Origin of the sequence: Streptomyces sp. 4N124 (assembly GCF_052245395.1) — a bacterium.
Lineage (GTDB): Bacteria > Actinomycetota > Actinomycetes > Streptomycetales > Streptomycetaceae > Streptomyces.
Genome location: NZ_JBQQBS010000071.1, coordinates 20,506 through 44,879, shown reverse-complemented (window position 1 = coordinate 44,879; position 24,374 = coordinate 20,506). Strand labels below are relative to the sequence as shown.

The 24,374-nt window shown below is 72.7% G+C and carries 13 protein-coding genes; 3 read left to right on the top strand and 10 right to left on the bottom strand.

The genetic code is table 11. The features are described from left to right. The 7 genes from ACTWQO_RS42375 to ACTWQO_RS42345 all read right to left on the bottom strand — a co-directional run. Window positions 1-8,450 (bottom strand): SDR family NAD(P)-dependent oxidoreductase (locus tag ACTWQO_RS42375; RefSeq protein WP_443242710.1); only part of this gene is annotated, 8,450 nt, incomplete at its 3' end. A gap of 131 nt (window positions 8,451-8,581) precedes the next feature. Further along, on the bottom strand, window positions 8,582-9,946 hold the full coding sequence (locus tag ACTWQO_RS42370; RefSeq protein ID WP_443242709.1) for a methylaspartate mutase: 1,365 nt from the start codon (window positions 9,944-9,946) through the stop codon (window positions 8,582-8,584). Next, the gene (locus tag ACTWQO_RS42365; RefSeq protein ID WP_443242708.1) at window positions 9,943-10,437 is read right to left on the bottom strand and encodes a cobalamin B12-binding domain-containing protein; all 495 of its coding nucleotides are present in this window, start codon (window positions 10,435-10,437) and stop codon (window positions 9,943-9,945) included. The genes ACTWQO_RS42370 and ACTWQO_RS42365 overlap by 4 nt, the downstream gene beginning before the upstream one ends. Then, entirely contained in the window at window positions 10,430-11,680 is a 1,251-nt protein-coding gene (locus ACTWQO_RS42360; RefSeq protein WP_443242707.1) for a type III PLP-dependent enzyme, read from the bottom strand. The genes ACTWQO_RS42365 and ACTWQO_RS42360 overlap by 8 nt, the downstream gene beginning before the upstream one ends. Then, a complete protein-coding gene (locus ACTWQO_RS42355; RefSeq protein WP_443242706.1) occupies window positions 11,677-13,206 on the bottom strand; it encodes an AMP-binding protein in 1,530 nt (509 codons plus the stop codon). The genes ACTWQO_RS42360 and ACTWQO_RS42355 overlap by 4 nt, the downstream gene beginning before the upstream one ends. A gap of 281 nt (window positions 13,207-13,487) precedes the next feature. Beyond that, window positions 13,488-14,735 (bottom strand): FAD-dependent monooxygenase, encoded by a 1,248-nt coding sequence (locus ACTWQO_RS42350; protein ID WP_443242705.1) that lies wholly within the window; start codon window positions 14,733-14,735, stop codon window positions 13,488-13,490. Between the two features lie 79 nt (window positions 14,736-14,814). Then, window positions 14,815-17,865 (bottom strand): BTAD domain-containing putative transcriptional regulator, encoded by a 3,051-nt coding sequence (locus tag ACTWQO_RS42345; protein WP_443242704.1) that lies wholly within the window; start codon window positions 17,863-17,865, stop codon window positions 14,815-14,817. A gap of 333 nt (window positions 17,866-18,198) precedes the next feature. Here ACTWQO_RS42345 and ACTWQO_RS42340 point away from each other — a divergent pair, with 333 nt between their 5' ends. After that, window positions 18,199-19,827 (top strand): IS200/IS605 family accessory protein TnpB-related protein, encoded by a 1,629-nt coding sequence (locus ACTWQO_RS42340; protein WP_443242703.1) that lies wholly within the window; start codon window positions 18,199-18,201, stop codon window positions 19,825-19,827. On the opposite strand, the gene mftC is transcribed toward ACTWQO_RS42340, so the two are convergent. From mftC to mftA, 3 genes are read right to left on the bottom strand one after another with little or no spacing between them, the layout of a single operon-like run. Then, a complete protein-coding gene (gene mftC, locus ACTWQO_RS42335) occupies window positions 19,817-21,031 on the bottom strand; it encodes a mycofactocin radical SAM maturase (RefSeq protein WP_443242702.1) in 1,215 nt (404 codons plus the stop codon). The two genes, ACTWQO_RS42340 and mftC, sit on opposite strands and share 11 nt — an antisense overlap. Then, window positions 21,028-21,333, bottom strand: a complete 306-nt coding sequence (gene mftB / locus ACTWQO_RS42330; RefSeq protein WP_443242701.1) for a mycofactocin biosynthesis chaperone MftB — start codon at window positions 21,331-21,333, stop codon at window positions 21,028-21,030. Before mftB ends, mftC begins: the two co-directional genes overlap by 4 nt. A gap of 13 nt (window positions 21,334-21,346) precedes the next feature. Beyond that, complete coding sequence (gene mftA, locus ACTWQO_RS42325) at window positions 21,347-21,469, bottom strand: mycofactocin precursor MftA (protein WP_443242700.1); 123 nt, start codon at window positions 21,467-21,469, stop codon at window positions 21,347-21,349. Between the two features lie 202 nt (window positions 21,470-21,671). Here mftA and ACTWQO_RS42320 point away from each other — a divergent pair, with 202 nt between their 5' ends. Together ACTWQO_RS42320 and ACTWQO_RS42315 are read left to right on the top strand one after the other, a co-directional pair. After that, window positions 21,672-22,520: a mycofactocin-coupled SDR family oxidoreductase gene (locus ACTWQO_RS42320; protein ID WP_443242699.1), complete on the top strand. Its 849-nt coding sequence runs from the start codon at window positions 21,672-21,674 to the stop codon at window positions 22,518-22,520. 215 nt (window positions 22,521-22,735) lie between these two features. Beyond that, entirely contained in the window at window positions 22,736-24,340 is a 1,605-nt protein-coding gene (locus ACTWQO_RS42315) for an MFS transporter (RefSeq protein ID WP_443242698.1), read from the top strand. The last annotated feature ends 34 nt before the right edge of the window (window positions 24,341-24,374 follow it).

Sequence of the window (24,374 nt, the reverse complement as noted above, 5' to 3'; positions counted from 1 at the left end):
GGGGTGCCTGCTTCGTCGCCCGCGCGGATGGCGAGTTCGACCAGGCCGGTGCCGGGCAGGAGGGTGGTACCGAGCACGGTGTGGTCGGCGATCCAGGCGTGCGTCGCCGTCGACAGCCGCCCGGTCAGGATCGCCCCGCCGCCGTCGGGCAGCGTGATCGCCGAACTGAGCAGCGGGTGCCCTGCGGCGACCTGCCCATGACCGGTGGCATCGGTGGCCACGGCCGGCTCCGGGGAGGTGTCGAGCCAGAACTCCCTCTTCTCGAAGGCGTACGTGGGCAGATCGGCGCGCTGGGCGCCGGTGCCGTCGTAGTACGCGGTCCAGTCGATGGGGGTGCCGGCGCTGTGGAGCCGGGCGAGGGCGAAGACCAGTTCGGTCATCTCGGCGCGGTTGCGGCGCAGGGCCGGGATGAAGGCGGCGTCCTCGATGGTCTGCCGGCCCATCGCGGTCAGGACGGCGTCGGGGCCGAGTTCGAGGTAGCTGGTGACGCCGGAGGCGTCGAGGGTGCGGACGGCGTCGGCGAAGCGGACGGCGTCGCGGACGTGGCTCACCCAGTAGTCGGGGTCGCCGAGTTCGGTCGCGGTGGCCGTCTCGCCGGTCAGCGTGGAGACGATGGGGACGGACGGTTCGCCGTACGAAATCGAGGCGGCCACGTCGCGGAAGTCCGCCAGCATCGGTTCCATCAGCGGGGAGTGGAAGGCGTGGGAGACCTTCAGGCGGGTGCTCTTGCGGCCCTCCGCCTCGAAGTGCGCCTTGATCCGCAGGACGTCGGTCTCGTCGCCGGAGACCACCACCGCGGTGGGCCCGTTGACGGCGGCGATACCGACGCCGTCGGCCAGCAGCGGTCGTACTTCTTCTTCGGTGGCCTGGAGCGCGGCCATGGCGCCGCCCGCCGGGAGGGCCTGCATCAGACGGCCGCGCGCGGCGACCAGCTTCGCGGCGTCGGCGAGGGACAGGACTCCGGCCACGTGTGCGGCGGCGAACTCGCCGATGGAGTGCCCGGCGAGGTAGTCGGGCCTGATGCCCCACGACTCCACCAGCCGGTACAGGGCGACCTCGATGGCGAACAGGGCGGGCTGGGTGAACTCGGTGCGGTTCAGCGCCTCCGCGTCCTCGCCCCACATCACCTCCCGTAGCGGCAGGCCGTCCAGTTCGGCCAGCACTGCGTCGAAGGCCTCCGCGAACACCGGGAACGCCTCGTACAACTCCCGGCCCATGCCGATCCGTTGCGCCCCCTGGCCGGTGAACAGGAACGCCAGCTTGCCGGGGGTGGCCTGGGTGATGCCGTTGCCGTCGGTGATGTCGTCCAGGGCGCGGGCCAGTTCGGTGCGGCCGGTGCCGATCGCGACCGCGCGCTGTTCCAGTGCCGCGCGGGAGGTGGCCAGGGCCAGGCCCGCGGCGGTGAGTTCGCCGTCGGGCAGGGTGTCCAGGAAGGACCGCAGCCGGGTGGCCTGGGCGCGGACGGCGGCCGGGGTCTTGCCGGAGACCGGCCAGGCGAGCACCGGCGCCTGGGTGGACACGGGCTCGGCCGGCTCCGCCGGCGGGGCCTGCTCGATGATGACGTGGGCGTTGGTGCCGCTGATGCCGAACGAGGACACGCCCGCCCGGCGCGGGCGGTCGTTCTCGGGCCACGGCTTCGCCTCGGTGAGCAGCTGAACCGCGCCCGCTTCCCAGTCGACCTGGGGCGAGGGCTCGTCGACGTGCAGCGTCTTCGGCAGCATCCCGTGCCGGATCGCCATGACGGTCTTGATGATGCCGGCGACACCGGCGGCGGCCTGGGTGTGGCCGAGGTTCGACTTGATGGAGCCGAGCTGCAGCGGCGTACCGCTGTCCGGCCGCTGCTGCCCGTACGTGGCGAGCAGCGCGTGCGCCTCGATCGGGTCGCCCAGCGTGGTGCCCGTGCCGTGCGCCTCGACGGCGTCGACCTCCGCCGGTGTCAGTCCCGCCGTGACGAGCGCCTGCTCGATGACGCGCTGCTGGGAGGGCCCGTTGGGCGCGGTCAGTCCGTTGCTTGCGCCGTCCTGGTTGACGGCCGAGCCCTTGACGACCGCGAGGACGCGGTGGCCGGCTGCCCGGGCGTCGGACAGCCGCTCCAGGACGAGCACGCCGGCGCCCTCGCCCCAGCCGGTGCCGTCGGCCGAGGCGGCGAAGGACTTGCAGCGGCCGTCGGAGGACAGGCCGCGCTGCCGGTTCATGTCGATGAAGGTGTCCGGCGTCGACATGACGGTCACACCGCCGGCCAGCGCCAGCGAGCACTCGCCGGCCCTGAGCGCCTGGACGGCCCAGTGCAGGGCGACCAGCGAGGACGAGCAGGCGGTGTCGACGGTGACCGCCGGGCCCTCCAGGCCCAGCGTGTAGGCGACCCGGCCGGAGACCACGCTGGCGAGGCTGCCGTTGCCCAGATAGCCCGCGTACTCGTCGGCGACCCGGCCGCCGAGCCGGGAGCCCCAGTCGTGGTACATCACGCCGGCGAAGACACCCGTGCTGGTGCCGCGGGCCGACAGCGGGTCGATGCCGGCCCGCTCGAGGGCCTCCCAGGAGGTCTCGAGCAGCAGCCGCTGCTGCGGGTCCATGGCCTGGGCCTCGCGCGGGCTGATGCCGAAGAACTCCGGGTCGAACTCGGCGGCGTCGTAGAGGAATCCGCCCTCGCGGGTGGAGCTCTTGCCAAAGACCCCGGGCTCGGGGTCGTACAGGGCGTCGACGTCCCAGCCGCGGTCCGCGGGGAAGAGCGAGATGGCGTCGCGGCCCTGGGCCACCAGCTCCCACAGCTCCTCGGGCGAGCCGACCCCGCCCGGGTAGCGGCAGCTCATGCCGACGATGACGATCGGGTCGTCGTCGGTGACGGCCGTGACGGGGGCGGCCTGCGCAGTGGCGGGCTGCCCCTCCTGCGGGGCGAGCTTGCTCGCGATGTGCTCGGCGAGGGCGCGCGGGGTCGGGTAGTCGAAGACCAGGGTGGCGGTCAGCCGCAGCCCGGTGGCCGCGTTGAGGCTGTTGCGCAGCTCGACCGCGGCGAGCGAGTCGAAACCGCTCTCGCTGAACGCACGGCCCGGGTCGACGGCGTTCGCGCCGTCATGACCCAGCACCGCCGCGACATGGCCGCGGACCAGGTCGAGCAGGGCCTGCGTACGGTCCGCTGCGGACAGCCCGGCCAGCCGGCCGGAGAGCGAGTCCGCGACCGAGACGGCACCGCCGTGGGCGGGCGCCGCCGACGCCGTACGCCGGGACACCGTGGCCGGGACCAGGGCGCGCAGCACGGCGGGGACGCCGTCGGCGCGGTCCCGCAGCGCGTTGCCGTCGACCCGCACGGGCACGACGGCCGCCGTGCCGCCGCGCAGCGAGGCGTCCAGCAGGGACAGGTTCTCCTCGGCGGACAGGGGCTCGAGACCGAGCTTCGCGATGCGCTGCAGAGCGCTCGCGTCGAGCGCCGCGCCCATGCCCACCTCCCCGGTCCACAGACCCCAGGCGAGCGACGTGGCCGCCAGGCCCTGAGCCGCGCGGTGCTGGGCGAGGGCGTCGAGGAAGACGTTGGCGGCCGCGTAGTTGGCCTGCCCGGCGCCGTCCAGGAACCCGGCGGTGGACGAGAACAGGACGAACGCCGTGAGGTCCAGGCCGAGGTCGCCGGCCAGTTCGTGCAGGTGCCAGGCGGCGTCCGCCTTGGGCGCCAGCACGGTGTCGAACCGTTCGGGGGTGAGTGAGGCGATCAGCCCGTCGTCGATGACGCCGGCGGCGTGGACGATGCCGCGTACCGGGTGGTCGGGGTCGACGGCGTTCAGGACGGCGGTCAGGGCGTCGCGGTCGGCGGCGTCGCAGGCGGCGAGGGTGACGGTGGCGCCGGCGGCGGTGAGGTGCTCGCGCAGGTCGCCGGCGCCGGGGGTGTCGGGTCCGCGCCGGCTGGTGAGCAGCAGGTGGCGCACGCCGTGCTCGGCGACCAGGTGGCGGGCGACCAGCGCGCCCAGGCCGCTGGTGCCGCCGGTGACAAGGACGGTGGAATCCGCATCCCACGGAGCGGACACCTCGTCGCCCGGCGCCGCGGTCCGCACCAGGCGCGGCACGCGTATCTCCCCGCCGCGTACGGCGAGTTCGGGCTCGCCGGTGGCCAACGCCGAGAACAGCAGCCGCTCGTCGGCGGCCGCGTCGGTGTCGACGAGGACGATCCGGCCCGGGTGCTCCGCCTGGGCCGCGCGCACCAGCCCCCACACCGGGGCCATGGCCAGGTCGATGCCGTCCTGCCCTGTCGCGGTGACCGCGCCCGAGGTGACGATGGCAAGCCGGGTTTCGCCCGCGGACTCGCCGGCCAGCCAGTCCTGTACGGCCGCCAGGGCCCGCGTCGTGTTCGCGCGGACGGCTTCGAGAACGCCGCCGTCGCCGGCCGCGTCCAGGCGCAGGATCCGCCAGCCGTCCGTGCCGGCCGCCGCCGGGGCGGTGATGGAGGACCACTCCACGCGCAGCGGAGCGGCACCGCCGTGGGCGGCGCGCAGCTGCCCGGTGTCGACCGGGCGCAGCACGAAGGAGTCGATCCGGGCCACCGGCGCCCCGGACGGGTCGGCGATCGACAGGGACACCGAGTCGGTGCCCCTCGCCGCGATCCGCACCCGGATCGCCGCGGCGCCCGAGGAGTACAGCGACACCCCGGTCCAGGCGAACGGCAGCCGGGTGCCGTCCGGGACGGGCTGCGGCGAGGCGAAGTCCGTGGCGTGCAGCGCGGCGTCCAGCAGCGCCGGGTGCAGCCCGAAGGCCCCGGCCTGCAACGCGGCATCGCCGTCCAGGGCGACCTCGGCGTACACCTCGCCGTCCTGGCGCCACACCGCGCGCAGGCCGTGGAAGGCGGGGCCGTAGCCGTAGCCGTTCTCGGCCATGTCCGGGTACAGGGTGCTGATGTCGACGCTCTCGGCGCCGGCCGGCGGCCACTGGGCCATGCCGAACGACTCGGCGCTCGCCTCCTGCTGCGCCGACGGGGCGAGCAGGCCGGCCGCGTGCCGCGTCCAGCCGTCGTCGTCGGCGTCCTCGGGGCGGGAGAAGAAGCCGACGGTGCGCCGGCCCTCGCCGTCCGCGGCGCCCACGACCACCTGGAGCGCGACCCCGCCCGCCGCCGGGAGGGCCAGCGGGGCCTCCAGGGTCAGCTCCTCGACCAGCGCGCAGCCGACCTCGTCGGCGGCCCGCACGGCGAGCTCCACGAACGCGGTGCCCGGCAGCAGCGGGACCCCGGCGATGACATGGTCGGCCAGCCACGGGTGCGAGCGCAGCGACACCCGCCCGGTCAGCACCACACCATCGGTGCCCTCGTCGCCCGCCGCCAGCCGCAGCACCGAGCCGAGCAGCGGGTGGCCGGCCGCGATCTGGCCGAGACCGGCCGCATCCCCGCCCGCGTGCGGGGCGCTCAGCCAGTAGCGGCGCCGCTGGAAGGCGTAGGTGGGCAGCGGGATCCGGCGGGCGCCGAGTCCGTCGTAGCAGGCGCCCCAGTCGACGTCCGTGCCGCAGGTGTGCAGCAGGGCCAGCGCGGACAGCAGCTCGTGCTGCTCGTCGCGCTCGCGGCGCAGCGCCGGGACGAAGATGGCGCCGGAGGCGGTGACGCACTCCTGGCCCATCGCCGACAGCACGGCGTCCGGGCCGAGTTCGAGGTATCCGGTGACGCCCGAGGCCTCCAGGAAGCGGATGCCGTCCGCGAAGCGGACCGCCCCGCGGACGTGCTTCACCCAGTAGTCCGGCGAGCAGAGCTGCTCGGCGGTGGCCAGCTGACCGGTCACATTGGACACGACCGGGATCTGCGGCGCCCGGTACGTCATGATCGAGGCGACGCGGCGGAAGTCGGCCAGCATCGGCTCCATCAGCGGCGAGTGGAAGGCATGGCTGACCCGCAGCCGCTTGGACTTGCGGCCCAGCCCGTCGAAGTGGTCCTTGACGCGCAGGACTTCGGTCTCGTCGCCGGAGACCACGACGGAGGTCGGGCCGTTGATCGCGGCGATGCTCACCCGGTCGGTGAGCAGCGGCCCCACCTCGTCCTCGGCGGCCTGCAGGGCGACCATCGCGCCGCCCGCGGGCAGTTCCTGCATCAGCCGGCCCCGGGCGGCGACCAGCGTCGCGGCGTCCTGAAGGCTCAGCACGCCGGCCACGTGCGCGGCGGCCAGCTCGCCCACCGAGTGCCCGGCCAGGTAGTCGGGGCGCACGCCCCAGGACTCGACGAGGCGGAACAGCGCCACCTCGACGGCGAACAGGGCGCACTGCGCATAGCGCGTCTGGTGCAGCAGTTCGGCCTCCGCGCTGCCCTCGGCGGCGAAGAGCACGTCCCACAGGGAGACGTCGAGCTGGAGGTCGAGATGAGCGATGGCGTCCTCGAGGGCCTTGGCGAACACCGGGTGCGTACGGCACAGTTCGCGGCCCATGGCCAGGCGCTGGCTGCCCTGGCCGGTGAACAGGAACGCGAGCCGGCCCGCGGTGTCGGCACTGTGGCCGCGCGGGTTGAGGAACAGGCCCGGCGCCGGCTGCTCCTCGACGACGCCGCCAAGGGCGCGCTGCAGGCCGGCCCGGTCCTGGGCCAGGACCACCGCGCGGTGAGGGAGGGCGGCCCGGGTGGTGGCCAGCGAGTGGCCGATGTCGGTCAGGGACGCGTCGGGCTCGCCGGCCAGGAAGCCGAGCAGCCGCTCGGCCTGGGCGCGCAGCGCCGGGGCGGTCCGCGCCGAGACGACCAGCGGCAGGGGCCGGGCCGCGGGCTCCGGGCGGTCCGGCACGGCGGCCGCCGGCTCCTCGGGTGCCGGCGGCTCCTCCAGGATGACGTGCGCGTTGGTGCCGCTGATGCCGAAGGCCGACACACCGGCCCGGCGGGGACGCTCGCCCCGCTCCCAGGGGCGGGGCTCGGACAGCAGCCGCACCTGGCCGCTCTCCCAGCGGATGTGGGGGGAGGGCTCGTCCACGTTCAGGGTCTTGGGCAGCGTGTTGTGCCGCATCGCCATGATCATCTTGATCATGCTGGCCGCGCCGCCCGCCGCCTGGGTGTGGCCCAGGTTGGTCTTCACCGAGCCGAGCCACAGCGGCTCGCCGGCCGGGCGGTCCTGGCCGTAGGTGGCGAGGATCGCCTGGGCCTCGATCGGGTCGCCGAGCCGGGTGCCCGTGCCGTGCGCGTCGACGGCGTCCACCTCGGCCGAGGTCAGCCCGGCGTCGGCGAGGGCCTGGCGGATCAGCCGCTGCTGGGCGGTGCCGCTGGGCGCGGTGAGACCGTTGCTGGCGCCGTCCTGGTTCACGGAGGTACCGCGCACCACCGCGTGCACGGTGTGGCCGAGCCGGCGGGCGTCGGACAGCCGCTCCACCACGAGCAGGCCGACGCCCTCGGAGAAGCCGGTGCCGTCGGCGGCCGCCGCGAACGCCTTGACCCGGCCGTCGGGGGCCAGGCCCTGCTGACGGCTGAACGAGGTGAAGATGCTCGGGCTGCCCATCACGGTCACCCCGCCGACGAGCGCCAGCGTGCACTCGCCGCGGCGCAGCGCCTGCGCGGCCAGGTGCAGCGAGACGACGGCACCCGAGCAGGCGGTGTCCAGCGTCATCGCCGGACCCTCCAGGCCCAGCGTGTACGAGATGCGTCCGGAGGCGACGCTGGGCGCGGTGCCGATCATCAGATAGCCGTCGAGACCCTCGGGGGCCTCGCTCGCCTTGACGCCGTAGTCGTGGACCTCGGCGCCGAGGAAGACGCCGGTGCGGCTGCCGCGCAGGGAGTCCGGGGCGATGCCGGTGTCCTCCAGCGCCTCCCACGCGGTCTCCAGCACGAGCCGCTGCTGCGGGTCCATGGCGAGCGCCTCGCGCGGGCTGATACCGAAGAAGTCGGCGTCGAACTGCGTGGCGGTCTCCAGGAAACCGCCCTTGGTCACATAGCTCTTGCGCGGCGTGGCCGGGTCCGGGTCGAAGAGGTTGTCCAGGTCCCAGTCGCGGTCGGTGGGGAAGTCGCCCAGCACGTCCCGGCCCTCGTCGACCAGCCGCCACAGGTCGTCGGCGTTGTCGACACCGCCGGGGAAGCGGCAGCCGAAGCCGACCACGACGATCGGATCGTCGTGGTCGGCCGTGATCCGCGCCACGGGCGCGAGGTCGTCGGCGGTGTCCGCGCCGGCGCCGAGGAGTTCGGCGCGCAGGAACGCGGCGAGCGCGGCCGGCGTGGGGTGGTCGAAGCCGACGGTGGGCGGCAGGGCGAGTCCGGTGGCCGCGTTCACCCGCACGTGCAGCGCGACCAGGCCGAGGGAGTCCAGCCCCTGCTCCTTGAAGGGCAGGTCGGGGCGGACCGCGGCCGGCGGCTCGGCCAGGGCGGCACGCAGGACCTCGACTGCTTCGGCGCGCACCAGGTCGAGCAGGACCCGTACCTGTTCGGCGGCCGGCAGCGGCTCCAGTCGGTTCACCAGGGCAAAACGTTTGCCCGGCGCGTCGCCCGGCTCGTGCTGGGTGTCAGAAATGAAGCTTCCGGACCCGCTCATCTGCACACTCCACACCTAAAATTTCTGTTACCACACCAGGAAATGTCGATATCCCCGAGAAACACCCGGAGTTGAAACTCTAAGGCGGGGGAACTGCGTGCCCACACCCCTATAAGCCCCTACTGATTCCACTAACCCCGGACCAGTTCCGCTTCGATCGATTCACCCAGTTCCCGAGGCGGTTCGTCGAACCTGCGGCGAATGTGATGGAGGTCATTCATCAGATCCGCGGAAGAGATCCTTCTGGACGGCCCGAGTTCCACGATCGAGGCCAGCGGAAGATTGCCGATGTCCGCCCAGCTAAGCCTGCCGTCCGCGTCGATACGGCTGCGGGTGCGGCCCGCGTTGTCGGGGTGCACGCAGTACGGCACGTCGAGATACCCGCGCCCAAAAGCGGTGAGCAGGGCGCGGCCGATGTCCCCGTCGAGATTCAGCACGGCGTCCACCAGGGCGCGTGCCTCGCGGTAGGTCTGCGAGTCGGACCGGCCGGCGGTGCCCTGGGGGCCCTGTGCGGCCGCCGGGTCCTGCTGGGCCGTCAGTTCGGCGCTGCGGCCCGCGTACTCGAGGGCCAGGACGTTCTCGTAGATCGTCGGGATGCGGCGGGCCTCCGCGGCCGTCTTGACGATGAGCCGCTCCGCCCCGGTGCTGACGGCGAGTTCGGCGGCCCGGCCGAGCAGCCGGTAGGCGCCCCGCGAGGTCTGCGGGTACACCCCCATGTAGGCGTAGACGACGATGTGCCAGTTGCGGGTGGGCAGCAGCTCGGCGCACAGCCGGCGCAGCGCGGCCACCGCCTCCTGGTCCTGCCCCATGTGGGTCTGCTGCGCATAGCTGAGCGACAGCGACCGGATGCCGTGCTGGGCGAAGAACATCGCCTCCAGGAAGCTGATCGCGACCAGCTGGCTGGGCGGGCACAGCTGCCCCATCATGCAGCCGCCGAAGGTCTCCAGGTGGGGCTCGATCCCCACCTGGCGCAGCCGTACGTACAGTTCGCAGCAGCCCGCCCAGTTGCGCACGGCGTCGGCGAGCGGGGTACGGCCGTAGGGCAGGCAGTACGAGACGGGGCCGCCCTCGGTCGCGTTGAGGCGCAGGCGCATCATCGCCCAGAAGATGTCGATGGGCGTGGCCGAGCCGTGCCGGATCTGCACCGGGAAGCCCGCGTCGCGCACGCCCTCCAGGACCGCCGCGGTGGTGGCCGGCGGATGGTTCACGACGGGGTATCCGTTGAGGTCGATGCCGCGGCGCAGCGCGCTGTCGACGGCGTCCAGGTCGCCGACGCGGGTGTAGCTGTCGAGGGTGAGGGTGCCCACCGTGGTGGCGTCGGCCTCCTTGGTGGCGAGCAGACCCTCGCGCATCTTCTCCGGGGCGCCGAAGCCCATGCGGGGCTGGACGACGAGCCGGCCGCCGCCGCCCTGCCTGCGGACGAATTCCCCGAAGTCCACCGGGGACGGGGCCTGCTGGACGGGCCGCAGCCGCCGCGCCGGATGGAGGCCGCTCATGCGGACGTCCGGCTGGTGATCTGCCGCTCGGGCTGCGGCAGCGCGGTGAGGAAGGAGTGGAACGCGGCGATCGGATCCGTGCCGTCCTCGAAGACCGCGTCGAACCCGGCGGCCATCAGCTCGCCCGACCGGTCTTGTCCCTCGCCGCCGTCGGTGCCCAGCTTCCCGCCGATCACGACGGGTGTCGCGACCAGCGGATCGCAGTTGCGCAGCTTGTCGATGACCCGCATGCCGTCCTGGTAGCCGTGACCGTTGACGCTGCTGATGACGATCATCTCCGGCCGGCGCTCACGGCACTCGGCGACCAGCAGCTCGTCCGGCACGCACGGGCCGAGGTTGATCACCTCGTAGCCGCACTCCTCGATGAGCAGCTGCAGGAACACCAGGTTCCAGGTGTGCGAGTCGGAGGCCACGGAGCTGACGATCACGGTGCCCTTCGGCGTGGCCGGGTACAGCTCCCCGGCCCGCTCGACGGCCAGGCGCTCAGTCATCGCCGCGTCCCTCGCTCCGGTAGGTGCGTACGTGCTCGATGCGGGAGACGGAGACCACCGCACCGCCCTCGACGGCGACCTCGGTGGGGGCGGGACGGCCCAGGAACATCAGCAGGCTGGACGTCGGCCCGTACGCCCCCGTGTTGGGGATGCGCACCAGGTCGCCGGGGGACAGGGGCGGCACCTCGATCTGCCGGCCCAGCACATCGCCGGGCGTGCACAGCGGGCCGACCAGGCTCGCCTGCTCCCGCTCGCCGTCCGCCTCGACGTGCACCGACACCGGCAGCAGCCGGCCCAGCCCGGACATGCCGCCGAAGGTGTTGATGCCGGCGTCCAGGATGACGAACTTCTTGCCCCGGCTGACCTTCACGTTGCTCACCCGCGCCACCAGGGTCCCGCTGTCGCCGGACAGATAGCGGCCGGACTCCACCGCCAGCCGCGGCGCGCCCTCGCGCCAGCCCGGGAAGTGCACGTCGAGCGAGGCCTCCAGCTCGGCCCTGAGCTTGGGGTAGCGGGCCCGCTCGCCGTGCTGCGCGTACGGCACCGAGAACCCGCCGCCGATGTCCAGCAGCCGCAGCGGGACGCCCAGTTCCTCCTGGACGGCGGCCGCCACCTCGATGGTGTGCGTCAGCTCGTCGATCAGCGCCGCCTCGTCGCGGGCGTTGCTCTGCGAGAACAGGTGGAGCCCGGCGACCGAGGTACCCGGCACCGCGCGCAGCCGGCCGGCCACGGCGGGGATCGTCTCGCTGTCGATGCCGAACTGGGTGGGGGCGCCGGTCATCCGGATGCTGGTGGTGGCGCCCGCCTGCGCGCTGTTGATGCGCAGCAGGCAGTCCGCGACGACGCCGTGCTCGACGGCCGCCGCGCCGATGTGCTCCAGGTCGGTGAGCGACTCGGCGGAGAAGGTCCGCACCCCGCTCGCGAGGGCCTCGCGCAGCTCCTGGGGGGTCTTGCCGGGGCCGGTGTAGAGGATGTCGCAGCCGGCGTACCCGGCCTCCAGCGCGGCGGCCAGCTCGCCCGTCGAGCTGATCTCGGCCTTGCAGGCCGGGCCCTCGCCGTCGCGCAGCGCCCTAACGAGGTCGACGTGCGGGTTGGCCTTGAAGGCATAGAAGACCTCGAAGCCCTCGGGCAGCCAGCCGAACAGGTCGCGCCGGGCGGCGCGGGCCCGGTCCAGGTCGTACACGTACAGCGGGGTGCCGTAGCGCCGCGCGAGATCGGTGGGATCTGTGGACCCGGTCGTCATTTTCCACTCCCGTCGAGCAGCAGGGCGGCCAGCTCCTGCCGGGCGTTCTTTCCGTGCTGGGTGAGCGGGAATTCGCTCAGGACGCGGCACAGGGCCGGGACCTTGGCGGGTTCCAGGCGCTGGGCCACCTCCTTGAGGACCGTGGCCGGCGGCAGCTCGCTCTCCACGAACAGGGCGAGGTCGTGCCCCTCGCCGGGAGGCAGCGCCGCGGCGGCCCGGACGCCGGGGATGTCCAGCGCGGCGCCCTCGATCTCCAGGGTGCTCATGCGGAAGCCCTTCCGCTTGAACATGTCGTCGCGGCGGCCCCGGAAGTAGAGGTAGCCGTCCTCGTCGAGACTGCCGTAGTCCCCGGTGTGCAGGCAGGGTTCGCCGGTGCCGGCCAGCCGCCGAAACGCCTGCGAGGTGGCCTGCGGGCTGTTCCAGTACCCGGGCATCACATGCGGGCCGACGGCGACGATCTCGCCGGTCTCCCCGGTGGGCACCTCGCGGCCCTCGGCGTCCAGGATCAGCACCCGGGTGCCGGGCAGCGGCAGGCCGACCGAGTCGGGGCGCTCCCGGTCCTCCTCGGGCGGCATCACGGTGATGCGCTTGGCCTCGGTCTGCCCGTACTGGCGCACCACCCGGGCGCCCGGGAAGTGCTCGCGCAGTGCGTCGATGGTCGCCTGGGGCAGGGCGGCGCCGGTGTTGGTGAACAGCCGCACCGGCAGGGGATCGCCGCCGTCGCGCCGCGACAGCGTCAGGAGCATCGAGGCGAAGGAGGGCACGATGGGCACCACCGTCGCCCCGGTCTCCCGCATCCGGCGCAGCAGCAGCAGATCGGACTCCCGGTCCGCGAGCACGATCTCGCAGCGGGCGACGCACGTCATCACGACCTTGTACAGGCCGTAGTCCCAGGACATCGGGAACCGGCAGAACACCACGTCGTCCCGGCGGTAGCCGAGCGCCTCGGTCAGCGCGCGGGAGGCGAAGGTCACCTGGGCGTGCGGACACACCACCGCCTTGGGGGCGGCGGTGCTGCCGGAGGTGTAGATCAGGGTGGCCACGTCGTCGCAGCGCACCTGCTCGGGTTCAAAACGGCCGGCGTCGGCGCGCAGTGCCTCCACCTCGGCCCACAGGCCGTCCAGCAGGTGCACCGGGTTGGCCACCTCGCGGATGCGTCCGGCGGTGCTCGCGTCGCCGATGAGCAGCTTGGGCTCGGCGTTGGCGACGACGTGACGCAGATGGAAGGGTTTCATCTTCGGGTTGACCGGCACGAAGACCGCGCCGCACCGGGCCGCCCCGTAGAACATCGCCGCCAGTTCACGCCCGGTCGGCAGCTGCAGCACGATGCGGTCACCCCGGCCGATGCCCTGGGCCCGCAGCCAGAGGGCGAACGCCCGGCTGTACTCGCTCAGTTGCCGGTACGTCCACGATCCGGACGAGTCGCGGATCGCGGGGGCGTCGGGCACCTCGGCGGCGGCGTCGTCCAGCAGGCCGTGGACGAGTTTTCCTTCTTCTTCTCGTGCCGAATACGAGTGGCTGGCCAATGCCGCACTCCTGCCTCGAGTTGTGGCTCGGTTCGCGGAAACACCGGATTCAAATCCCGGATCGAATCCTCGACGACCACGGTAGGTTCGAGACAGGGCCGGTCAAACCCCTAACTCCCCCTATCAAAGCGGCTCGACCGCACTATGCGGCACCGCGCGAGGTGCCCGGACCACACCTCTCGAATATCACTGGAGCGGCGCCGGAAATCGGAAAAGGGGAAATCCCGTCCGAGGCGGGTGCGCCGGACGGGATTGCGGACCGGCCGCGGCCGGTGCGGGCGTCACGAGACGCTGTTCGCCGCCGACCGGTCGGCCGGCACGGGGTAGTCCTTCAGCCGGATGTTGTTCGCCGCCTTGACCGACAGCCGCTCGAAGAGCCCCGACATCAGGCGGGAGCTGAGCATCCGGTACATGCGGTTGCGGCTGCGGATCTTCGCCCGGGTGGGCGGGGCGAGGAAAGAGCCGGCGCCGTTCGCGGTCTTCTGGCAGCCCTCGGCGAACTCCCGGATCCCGGCCTCGTAGGCGGCGAACGCGGTGCGGTGGTCACGGTGCACGGCCAGCTCCCCGGCCAGGACATAGGCGCAGACGACGGCCAGTCCGGTGCCCATGCCGCCCATGGTGGCTCCGTAGCCGGCGTCCCCGAGCAGCACCACACGGCCCTTGGAGTAGCGGTCCATGCGCACCTGGGCGATCGCGTCGAAGTAGACGTCCTGCGCACTGTCGAGAGCCTGCAGGGCCTGCAGGGCCTGCGGCGTCGTGCCGCCGAGCCCGGCGTAGCGCTCGGCGAGGATGCGCTTGACCTGCGCGCCGTCGTGCCGGTCGTACGCCAGCTCCGTTGAGGCGAAGACCATGCAGACGCCCGCACGGTCCGGGTCGCCGTCGTAGTTGGACAGGCCCAGGGCGCGGCCCGGCGCGTTGAACCAGCGGGCGGTGCGGTCCAGGCCGAGGTCGTTGGGGGCGTCGTACCCGGCGACGTAGTGGCCGAGGAAGCGGATGAAGCGGGACTCGTCGCCGAAGGCCAGCCGGCGCACGTTCGAGTGCAGTCCGTCGGCGCCCACCACCAGGTCGAAGGTGCGCGGCGCGGAGCGCTGGAAGGTGACCCGGACCTCGCCCGTCCGCTCGTCGAGCGCGGTGATGGAGTCCCCGAAGACGTACTCGACGTCGTCCCGCGTCCGCTCGTACAGGATCTTCGACAGCTCGCCCCGGAAGATCTCCACCTCGCCGCTCATGAACTCGGCCGGCAGCCGCACCTGTTCGGCGCCGTTCTCGTCGAGCATCACCTGCTCGCCCATGTGGGTCTGACGGCGGTGGATCTCCCCCCAGACGCCCATGCGCTGCAGCACCGTGCGGTGCACATCGCCGCGGAAGTCCACCGCGAAGCCGCCCTCGCGCAGCGCCGGGGCCTTCTCGACCACGGTGACCGTGGCGCCGTACCGGTTCAGCCAGTAGGCCAGCGCCGGGCCCGCGACGCTCGCGCCGGAGATCAGGACGGTCATGTTCTGCAGCGGCTTGCGGGTGCTCTCGTTCATGGTGTGCTCCTCGTCCAGTGGGTGTCCAAGCGGTGTTCGTCCGCTTCTGGAAAGGAGCATGGCCGCCGCCGCTTACCGGTCAGGTACCGTCCGCTGACCGTCCCTGACCGAGGATGGTCAGCGCCTCCCGCTGGGTCAGGCTCCTGCCCCGCGCGTAGGCCCGCTCATAGGCCGGCGCACCCGCCAGCTGTCGTGCCGCCGCGGCGATCCGCGCCACGTCGGGATCCCCGGCGACCGGCATACCGCGCAGCACCACCCCCGCCCCGAGCAGCAGCGCCGCGCGCTGGCCGGCGCCCTCCAGCAGCGCCAGCCCGGCCAGGCCCTCCGCCGCGTCGGCCAGGTCGGCCGGGGTGCCGCGCTCCAGGGCCAGCGTCACGGCGCGTTCGTGCCAGGAGCGGGCCTGAGCACCGCGCCCCTCAAACTCCGCGGTCCGGCCGAGCCCCGTGAACACCTGCTGTATCTCCGCGTCACCGGTCCAGCCGTCGGCGACGGAGGCCATCGCGCGTTCGTACCAGTGGCGTGCGTCGCCGGCCCGGCCCGACAGCCGCGCCACGTCGCCCAGTCCGCGCTGCGCGGCGGCCACCTTGTCCGGGACGCCGGTGCGCCGGGCGAGCTCGGCCGCCCGCTCGTAGTGCGTCCTGGCCCGGTCCAGATCCCCGCCGCGCAGCAGCACGTCCGCGCGGCGGCGCAGCAGGTCGGCGGTCTCCTCGGGCGCGCCCAGCTGCCCGGTCAGGGTCAGGGCCTCGTCCAGCCGGGCCACCGCCAGGTCCCGGTCCCCGCGCCAGTCGGCGAACATCGCCAGCGGATCCAGCGAGTTCGCCATCCCCCAGCGGTCACCGGTCTCCCGGAACCCGGCCAGCGCGGTGGCGAACTGCTCCTCCGCCTCGTCCGGCCGGCCCGCGAACCACGGCTCGAAGCCGCCGCCCATCAAACTCACCGCCCGCGACCAGGTGTCGGAGCCGATCTGCCGGCGCTGCGTGTCCTCGTCGGACGCCCGCCCCGGACCGCCGATCACCGCCCACAGCACGGTCAGCACCGGCCGGCGCAGCGGACGGTCGATGCCGCGCAGGATCGCCTGCACCCGGTCCAGCCAGGAGGCGGCCGCCGGTGACGAACCGTCCTTCGCATGCGCGTTGAGCACGCACAGCACGTACTCCTCCGCCAGCCCCTCGGGCGGCTCGTCGCCGGTCGCCGCCAGCAGCGCCGCGGCCAGCGGCGCGGTCTCGCCGTGCAGCCCGTGCAGCCACCAGTACCAGGTCAGCGCCGACATCAGGCGCAGCCCGGCCTCGGTGTCCGCGGACACCGACCAGCGCAGTGCCGCCTGGAAGTTGTCCTGTTCGGCGGTGAGCCGGGCCAGCCACTGAACCTGCTCGGTGCGGCGCAGATACGGCTCCGCGCGCTCCGCCAGGGCCAGGAAGTACGCGGCATGCGCGGCCCGCAAGCGCTCCTGTTCGCCTGCCTCGGCCAGCCGCTCGGCGCCGAACGCCCGCACCGTTTCGAACATCCGCAGCCGCCCGTCCCGCACCTCCAGCAGCGACTTGCCCACCAGCGAGTCGACCAGCTCCTCGGCGTCGGGCAGCGCGCACACCGCCTCGGCGGCCGCAAGGGTGGCCCCGCCCGCGAAGACGGTCAGCCGGCGGGCCATGGCCCGCTCGTCGTCGTCCAGCAGCTCCCAGCTCCACTCCACCACCGCGCGCAGCGTCTGGTGCCGGGGCGCGGCCGTGCGGTCGCCGCGCGACAGCAGCCGGAAACGGTCGTCGAGGCGGGCGGCGACGTCCTCGACCGACAGCGTCCGCAGCCGGGCCGCCGCCAGTTCCAGCGCCAGCGGCAGCCCGTCCAGGGCGGCGCAGATACGTGCCACGACCGCCCCTTCCTCGTCGTATGCCGCGAACGCGGAGGACACGGCCGCAGCCCGGTCCCTGAACAGCCGCTGTGCCGAGCGGAGTTCCAGTGGCGACAGGGGGCACAGCGCCTCACCGGTCAGCCCCAGCGCCTCCCGCCCGGTCGCCAGCAGCCGCAGTCCGGGACAGGCACCGAGCAGCCGCCGCACCAGGCGTGCGGTGTCCTGAAGGACGTGCTCGCAGTTGTCGAGGACCAGCAGCAGCCGGCGCTCGGCGAGCGCGCTGACCAGCCGCTCCTCGGAGTCCTGGCCGCCCTTGGAGGAGGGCCGCAGCCCCAGGGCGCCGAGCACGGCCGCCGGGATCTGTGTGCCGTCCGCCAGCGCAGCCAGCTCCACGAAACACACCTCGCCGCTCTCCCGGGCGGCCGCTTCCACGGCGAGCCGGGTCTTGCCCACACCGCCGGGCCCGATGAGGGTGACCAACCGTGCGGTGCCGAGCAGTTCGCCAATGCGGCGCAGCTCCGTCTCCCGGCCCACGAAGCTGGTGAACTGGGCGGGCACCTGGCGCGGCGCGGCCTGCGCCGGCGGGGCCTGGGCCCGCAGCAACTCCAGGTGGACGGCGGCCAGTTCCGGCGACGGGTCGGTGCCGAGCTCCTCGGCGAGCATCGCCCGGGTCCGCTCGTACAGGCTGAGCGCCTCGGCCTGCCGGCCGCTGCCGTGCAGCGCCTGCATCAGCTGGCCGCACAACCGCTCGCGCAGCGGATGCGCCGCGACCAGCTGCTGCAGCTCGGGCACCAGCGAGCCGGCCTCACCCAGGGACAGTTCCGCCTCGAAGCGGTCCTCGGCCGCCGCCAGGCGCAGCTCCTCCAGCCGCTCGGCCTGCATCGTCTGGGCCGGTCCGCGCCACAGCCCCAGGGCCTCCCGCAGGACGGCGGCGGCCCGCCCGTGGTCGCCGGCGGCCAGCGCCTGGCGTCCCTGGCGGGCCAGGCGCTCGAAGCGGTGCGCGTCGACGTCGTCGGGGTCGATGTCCAGCCGGTAGCCGGCCGGCAGCGACTCGATCGTCACGCCCAGGCGGCGCCGCAGCCGGGAGATCTGGGACTGCAGGGCATTGGCGGCACCGGTCGGCGGGTCGTCGCCGTAGACCTCGTCGATCAGCCGGTCGACGGTCACCACCCGGCCCGGGGCCGCCAGCAGCAGCGCGAGCACCGAACGCGGCCGCGGACCGCCGAGTTCGAGCGGTTCGCCGTCGGCGCCCCGCACTTCCATCGGACCCAGAATCGTGAACTGCACAGTCAGATTGTGTCCCATGCCTGATCGTCAACTCCGGCCGCCGGCCGAGCCGGACGACCGGGCCGCCGGGCGGCGCCCGCCCCGGCCGGATCCCTGGCCCGGCCGTCCGCCCGGCGGCCGCAGCGGGGCGCCCGGCCCGGGGTAATGAGCTGCTGTCGATTGTCTGCGCACGGGCGCGTTGTGGTGTGTACGAGTGAGTGTCCTGGCGGCGGCGGGTGCGGGTGTCCACGTTGGGAACGAAAGTTCTCGCATCGAATGCGTGACCCCTGCGGGGGGTGGGTCGTTGGGTGGGGCAGTGGGTTCTTCGGCGTGTGTTGTGTGTGGGGGTGTCCGGTGGGTGGGCTGCGGGAGGTGGCGGCGCCGTTCGTGGTGCCCGGCCCCTCGGGGGTGGCGGTCCGTACCCGGCTCAAGGGCTTGAGTGCCGGGGATGAGAAGGTGCTTCGGCTGGTCGGTGATCTGCTCGGCACGCTCGCCGCCCGTGATCTCAAAGCGCGGTGTGCGGCCGGGATGGAGCACGGCGCCGGGCGGTGGGCCGAGCGCAAGCGCACCCTCACAAGGCAGTCCTCCTCGCGCTGGGCCGGGGCGATCACGAAGGCCACCCACGATCAGTGGGCGCTCGCCCGGCGCGGCCAGCTCGCGCACATCCAGAGCCTTCGGGCCGGAATCGAGACGATCACCCACCGGCTGTCGAGGCCCGTCGGTGAGAAGGGCACCAAGCAGGCGCCGGGCGGCTACCGCACCCGGCAGGAGTGGTTCGCCAAGTCCCGCCGCCTGCACCTGCTCGAAGACCGGCTCGACGCGGCGCGGGCCGACCGGGAGGCCGGAATCGTGCACGTGGTGCGCGGCGGGAAGCGGCTGCTGAACACCCGGCACCACCTGAAGCAAGCGCAGCTCACCGAGCCGGAATGGCGCAAGCGGTGGCAGGCCGGGCGGCGGTTCCTGCAGGCCGACGGCGAATCCGGCAAGCGGTACGGCAACGAGACCATCCGCGTCACGCCCGACGGCGAGGTCTCCCTCAAGCTCCCGGCGCCGCTGGCGCACCTGGTGAACGCCCCGCACGGCCGGTACGTGCTCACCGCCCGGGTGAGCTTCGCGCACCGGGGCGAGCAGTGGGCCGACCGCGTCACCGCAAACCGGGCCGTCGCCTACCGCATCCACGAAGACACGGACCGGGGCCGCTGGTACCTGACCGCGTCGTGGACGAACCCGCCCGTCGCTCTCGTGCCGCTGCAGGCGGCCCGCGCGCACGGCCTGGTGGGGGTGGACACCAACGCCGACCACCTGGCCGCCTGGCGCCTGGACCACCACGGCAACCCCGTCGGCGACCCGCTCCACTTCGGCTACGACCTGTCCGGCACCGCCGGCCACCGCGACGCGCAAGTCCGCCACGCCCTGATCCGCCTCCTGCACTGGGCCGCCCGGCACGGCCTGGCGGTTGCCATCGAGGACCTCGACTTCACCGCCGAGACCACCCGCGAAAAACACAGCCGCCGCAAGCGGTTCCGCAACCTCATCTCCGGCATGCCCGTGGGCAGGTTGCGGGCCCGGCTGGTGTCGATGGCTGCCGAACTCGGCATCACCATCGTCGCCGTCGACCCGGCCTACACCTCCAAGTGGGGCGCCCAGCACTGGCAAAAGCCCCACACCAGCAAGACTCGCAAGACGACCCGCCACGACGCGGCTGCCGTGGCGATCGGAAGGCGCGCCCTGGGACACCCGATCCGGCGACGGACGGCACCGCCCCCTGCTCACCGGAGTGATGAGCAGGGGCATCGGACCGTCCAGGCCCGACCGGGCGCCCCGGGGCGTGAGGGACACCGCCCCCGCCTCCCCGGACCACGGACCCGATCCGTGCGCGCCGGACGCGGAGCGAACGCGGTGGACCAGAACGCCCAACACCGTCCGGGGCGTTCGGCTGAGCATGAGTCCTGGCAACAGGACTCACTCCCGCTCAGTCTTTAGGAACGGTGAACCCGGCCAGCGGGCTGGTGTCGCAGGCCCGGTCGGGTGCCGGTGCGGCGGCGGGCGGTCCCCAGCCGATGCTGACCGGGACCGGGCCCGAGCGCGGTGCACGTTCGGTGCGGTGCGAGTGGTCCGCGCCCGGCCTGGGCGTCTGGCCCGCGCCGACCGCGGCGAGCGCGCCTTCGGCGTTGCCCTTGACGCACTCCGGGTCGGGGCCGTCCAGCGGCAGCCCGGTGAAGAACTTGGCGGCCATACAGCCGCCGCGGCACACGTCGTAGGCCGCGCACGCCGTGCACGCGCCGCCGGTCTGCGGGGCGCGCAGCCGGGCGAAGAGGGGGGAGGAGCGCCATACGGCCGCGAAGCCGCCCGGGGAGCGGACGTTGCCGGCGAGGAACTCGTCGTGGATGGCGAACGGGCACGCGTACACGTCGCCCACCGGGTCGATCAGGCACACCACCCGGCCCGCCCCGCACAGGTTGAGGCCCGGCAGCGGACTCGAGCCGAGCGCGTTGAGGTGGAAGAAGGAGTCACCGGTCAGTACCCCCTCGCCCTGCCCAAGCAGCCACTCGTACAGGTCGCGCTGCTGGCCCTGGGTCGGGTGCAGCTCGTCCCAGACGTCGGCGCCGCGCCCGGCGGGCCTGAGCCGGGTCAGGCGCAGCTGGGCTCCGTGCGCGTCGGCGAGCGCCTTGAACGCGTCGAGCTGGCCCGCGTTGTGCCGGGTCACCACCACGCTGAGCTTGAAGTCCCGCACGCCCGCGTCCGCCAGGTTGCCCATCGCCCGCGTCGCGGTGGCGTACGAACCGGCGCCCCGCACCGCGTCGTTGATCTCCGCGGTCGCCCCGTCCAGCGAGATCTGGACGTCCACGTAGTCGCTCGCGGCGAGCCACCGGGCCCGTTCGGGGGTCAGGCGCACGCCGTTGGTGGAGAACTTGACGCCCACCTGGTGCGCGGTGGCGTATTCGACGAGCTGCCAGAAGTCGGGGCGCACGGTCGGCTCGCCGCCGCCGATGTTCACGTAGAAGACCTGCATCCGCTGGAGCTCGTCGATGACGGCCTTGCACTCCTCGGTGGTCAGCTCGCGCGGGTCGCGCCGGCCGGACGACGAAAGGCAGTGCACGCAGGACAGGTTGCAGCCGTAGGTCAGCTCCCAGGTCAGGCAGATCGGGGCATCGAGGCCGGTCTCGAAGTGGTCGACGAGCCTCACGCGGCACGCTCCGGGAGAGACACGGATCGAGTCCCGCCGGGGCGGGGCTCGATCACGCCGCTGGTGGCGAGCGAGGCCAGCGCCTGCAGATAGGCCGCACGCTCCGCGCCTGCCACGCCCGCGCCCAGCAGCGCACTGTGCACGTCCCGATGGTCGCCGAGGGTGCGTACGACGTCGACGAGCACCGGCGTCTTGAGGAAGCTCAGCCGCCGGGTGCGGAAGTCGTAGGCGAGCGCTCCGAACGGCTCCGGGCGCAGCGCCACGCTGGCAGAACACCGGTAGGGGCGCTCGGGAGTGAACACGTCGGGCTCCTGGTTAGTAGACACCGCACATGCCGTCGATCGACACCTCTTCGACCAGCAGCTCCTCGGACACGAGATCCCCGCTGTCGGGCTCGTCCGCGGTCCGGCTCTCTTCGGTCACCTGTTCAGCGGCCATGGCCGACTCCCTTCAAACGACGTGAGTTGACGGCCTGGAATAGATGGTGCGCGGCCCTCGCCGCAGCAGTCGACCCCTAGGTTTTTAGGGGGTGATGCGCGCTCCGTCCGGTTGGTCAGGGTGCAGATAATGAGCCGAGAAATACCCGTTGGCGAAAAACAATTCTGGCTGAATCTGACGCAACGAATGAGGGAGGGTCCACATGGGCCGGGTGGCTGGAAAAGTGGCTTTGATAACCGGGGCGGGGCGCGGGCAGGGCCGCAGTCACGCCGTGCGGCTGGCCGAAGAGGGCGCCGACATCATCGCCGTCGACCTGTGCGAGGACATCGCGTCCGTCCCCTACCCGATGGCAGGCTCCGGTGACCTGGAGGAGACCGCCCGGCTGGTCGAGAAGGCGGGCCGCCGCATCGTCACCCGGGTCGCGGACGTGCGCGACCGGGACGCGCTCAAGGCCGCCGTCGACGAGGGTGTGGCCGAACTGGGCCGGCTCGACGTGGTGATCCCCAACGCGGGCATCCTGCCGATCGGCGCCGGCCGCCCGATCGGCGCGTTCGCCGACACCGTCGACATCAACCTCGGCGGCGTCATGAACACGGTGCACGCCGCGCTGCCGCATCTGGGCGAGGGCGCCTCGATCATCGTCATCGGCTCGATGACCGCCCTGCAGCCCGGCCACGGCGACGTCTCGCCGGCCGGTCCGGGATTCGCGGCCTACCGCTTCGCGAAGCACACGCTGGTCGAGTACGTCAACACGCTCTCCCAGCTGGTGGCCGGCGCCGGACAGCGCGTCAACGCCGTCCACCCGACCAACGTCGACACCCACATGCTGCTCAACGACGCGGTGTACAAGACCTTCCGCCCGGACCTGGACGAGCCCACCCGCGAGGACGTCGACCCGATCTTCACCGGCCTGCAGTCGATGCCGATCCCGTTCGTGAACCCGATCGACGTCTCGCACGCCGTCGTCTATCTCGCCTCGGACGAGTCCCGCTACGTCACCGGCCTGCACCTGAAGGTCGACGGCGGAGCGATCGTCAAGCAGGGACTGTGAACTGAAAAGCACTTGAAAAGCACTTGAGAGCTGCTCGAAAAACAGTCGGGAAATGAGCCCCCGATTAGGGGTGGTCAAAGGGCTGTTAGGGGGTGCCGGTCATGGCGAGGGCAACGCGTCGACCGCTTGAATGGATTGCGCACTGCGAATCCCAGTTGTTTTCATGGTGATTCGGCACCGCGATGGCCATCAACCGGCGACAAAGGACGCACGTAATGACCCCCACGCACACACGGGCAGGACGCAAGGAGTGGATTGCACTCGCCGTCCTCACGCTTCCTCTCCTCCTGGTCTCCATGGACATCACGGTGCTCTACTTCGGAGTGCCGTCGATCGCAGCGGACCTTGAGACCTCGAGCACCCAGCAGCTGTGGATGGTCGACATCTACGGCTTCATCCTCGCCGGCATGCTCATCACGATGGGCAGCATCGGCGACTTCATCGGCCGGCGGCGGCTGCTGCTGATCGGCGCCACGCTCTTCGGCGTGGCCTCGGTGGCCGCCGCCTTCTCCTCCAGCGCCGAGATGCTGATCGCGGCCCGCGCCCTGCAGGGCCTCGGCGGGGCCACCCTGATGCCCTCGACGCTGGCCCTGGTCACCAACATGTTCCGCGACCCCAAGCAGCGCAGCACCGCGATCGCCGTCTGGTCGATCGGGCTGTCCGCCGGTGCCGCGATCGGTCCCGTGATCAGCGGCAGCCTGCTGAACAGCTTCTGGTGGGGCTCGATCTTCCTGATCAACGTCCCCGTCCTGCTGATCCTGTTGGTGGCGGCACCGCTGCTGGTGCCGGAGTTCCGCGCCCAGACCCGGCAGCGGTTCGACGTCCTGAGCGCGGTGCTGTCGCTGGCCGCCGTCCTGACGGTCATCTGGGGCCTGAAGGAAGGGGCGGCGGGCGGGTTCGAGGCCGTGCCCCTGGCCAGCATCGCCGTCGGCCTCGTGATCGGCGCGGCGTTCCTGGTGCGCCAGTCGCGCCTGGCCGACCCGATGGTCGACCTGAAGCTGTACCGCAACCGTGGGTTCGCGCCCGCGATCTCACTCAGCCTCATCGCCTTCTTCTGCCTCATCGGCTACGGCATCTTCACCACCCAGTACCTGATGAGCGTGCTCGGCATGCGCCCCCTGGAGTCCGCGCTGTGGACCATGGCGTCGCCGGCCCTCACCTTCCTTCTCGTCCCCTTCGCTGTGATACTCGCCCGCACGGTGCGGCCCGCCTACGTGATCGCGGCGGGATTCGTGTTCGGCGCCACCGGCTTCGCCGCCATGACCCAGATCGGCGTCGAGCGGAACATGACGCTTTTGGTCTACGGCGTGGTGGGGATCGGCGTGGGCTCCGCGATCGTCCTCACCATGGTCACCGACCTGGTCGTCGCGGCGGCGCCGCCCGAGAACGCCGGTTCCGTCTCCGCCCTCACCCAGACCCACCAGGAACTGGGCGGCGCCCTGGGGATCGCGGTGCTCGGCACCATCGGCGCGAGCGTCTACCGCGGCTCCTTCGACGACCACATCGGCTCCGGCATCCCGGCGGCCGCCCTCGAACCGGCCAGGGAAACCCTGGGCGGTGCCGCGGAGAGTGCGGCGCGGCTCACCGGCGCCCCGGCCGCCGACATCCTGAGCACCGCCCACGGCGCTTTCGTGGACGCGATGCACGCCACCGCCGCGACGGGCCTCGTCGTCGCACTCGGCGCCGCGCTGCTCGCCGTGCTGCGGCTGCGGCACATCCCGGTCACCCAGGAGAAGCAGGAGGCGCCCGAGGAATCCCCGGCGCCCACCGAGCCGTACGCGCCCGTCCGTCCCGAGGTCGCGGTCCGCACGGCGGAGTGACCGACATCCCTGTCCGCAAGCCCATCACGAAACG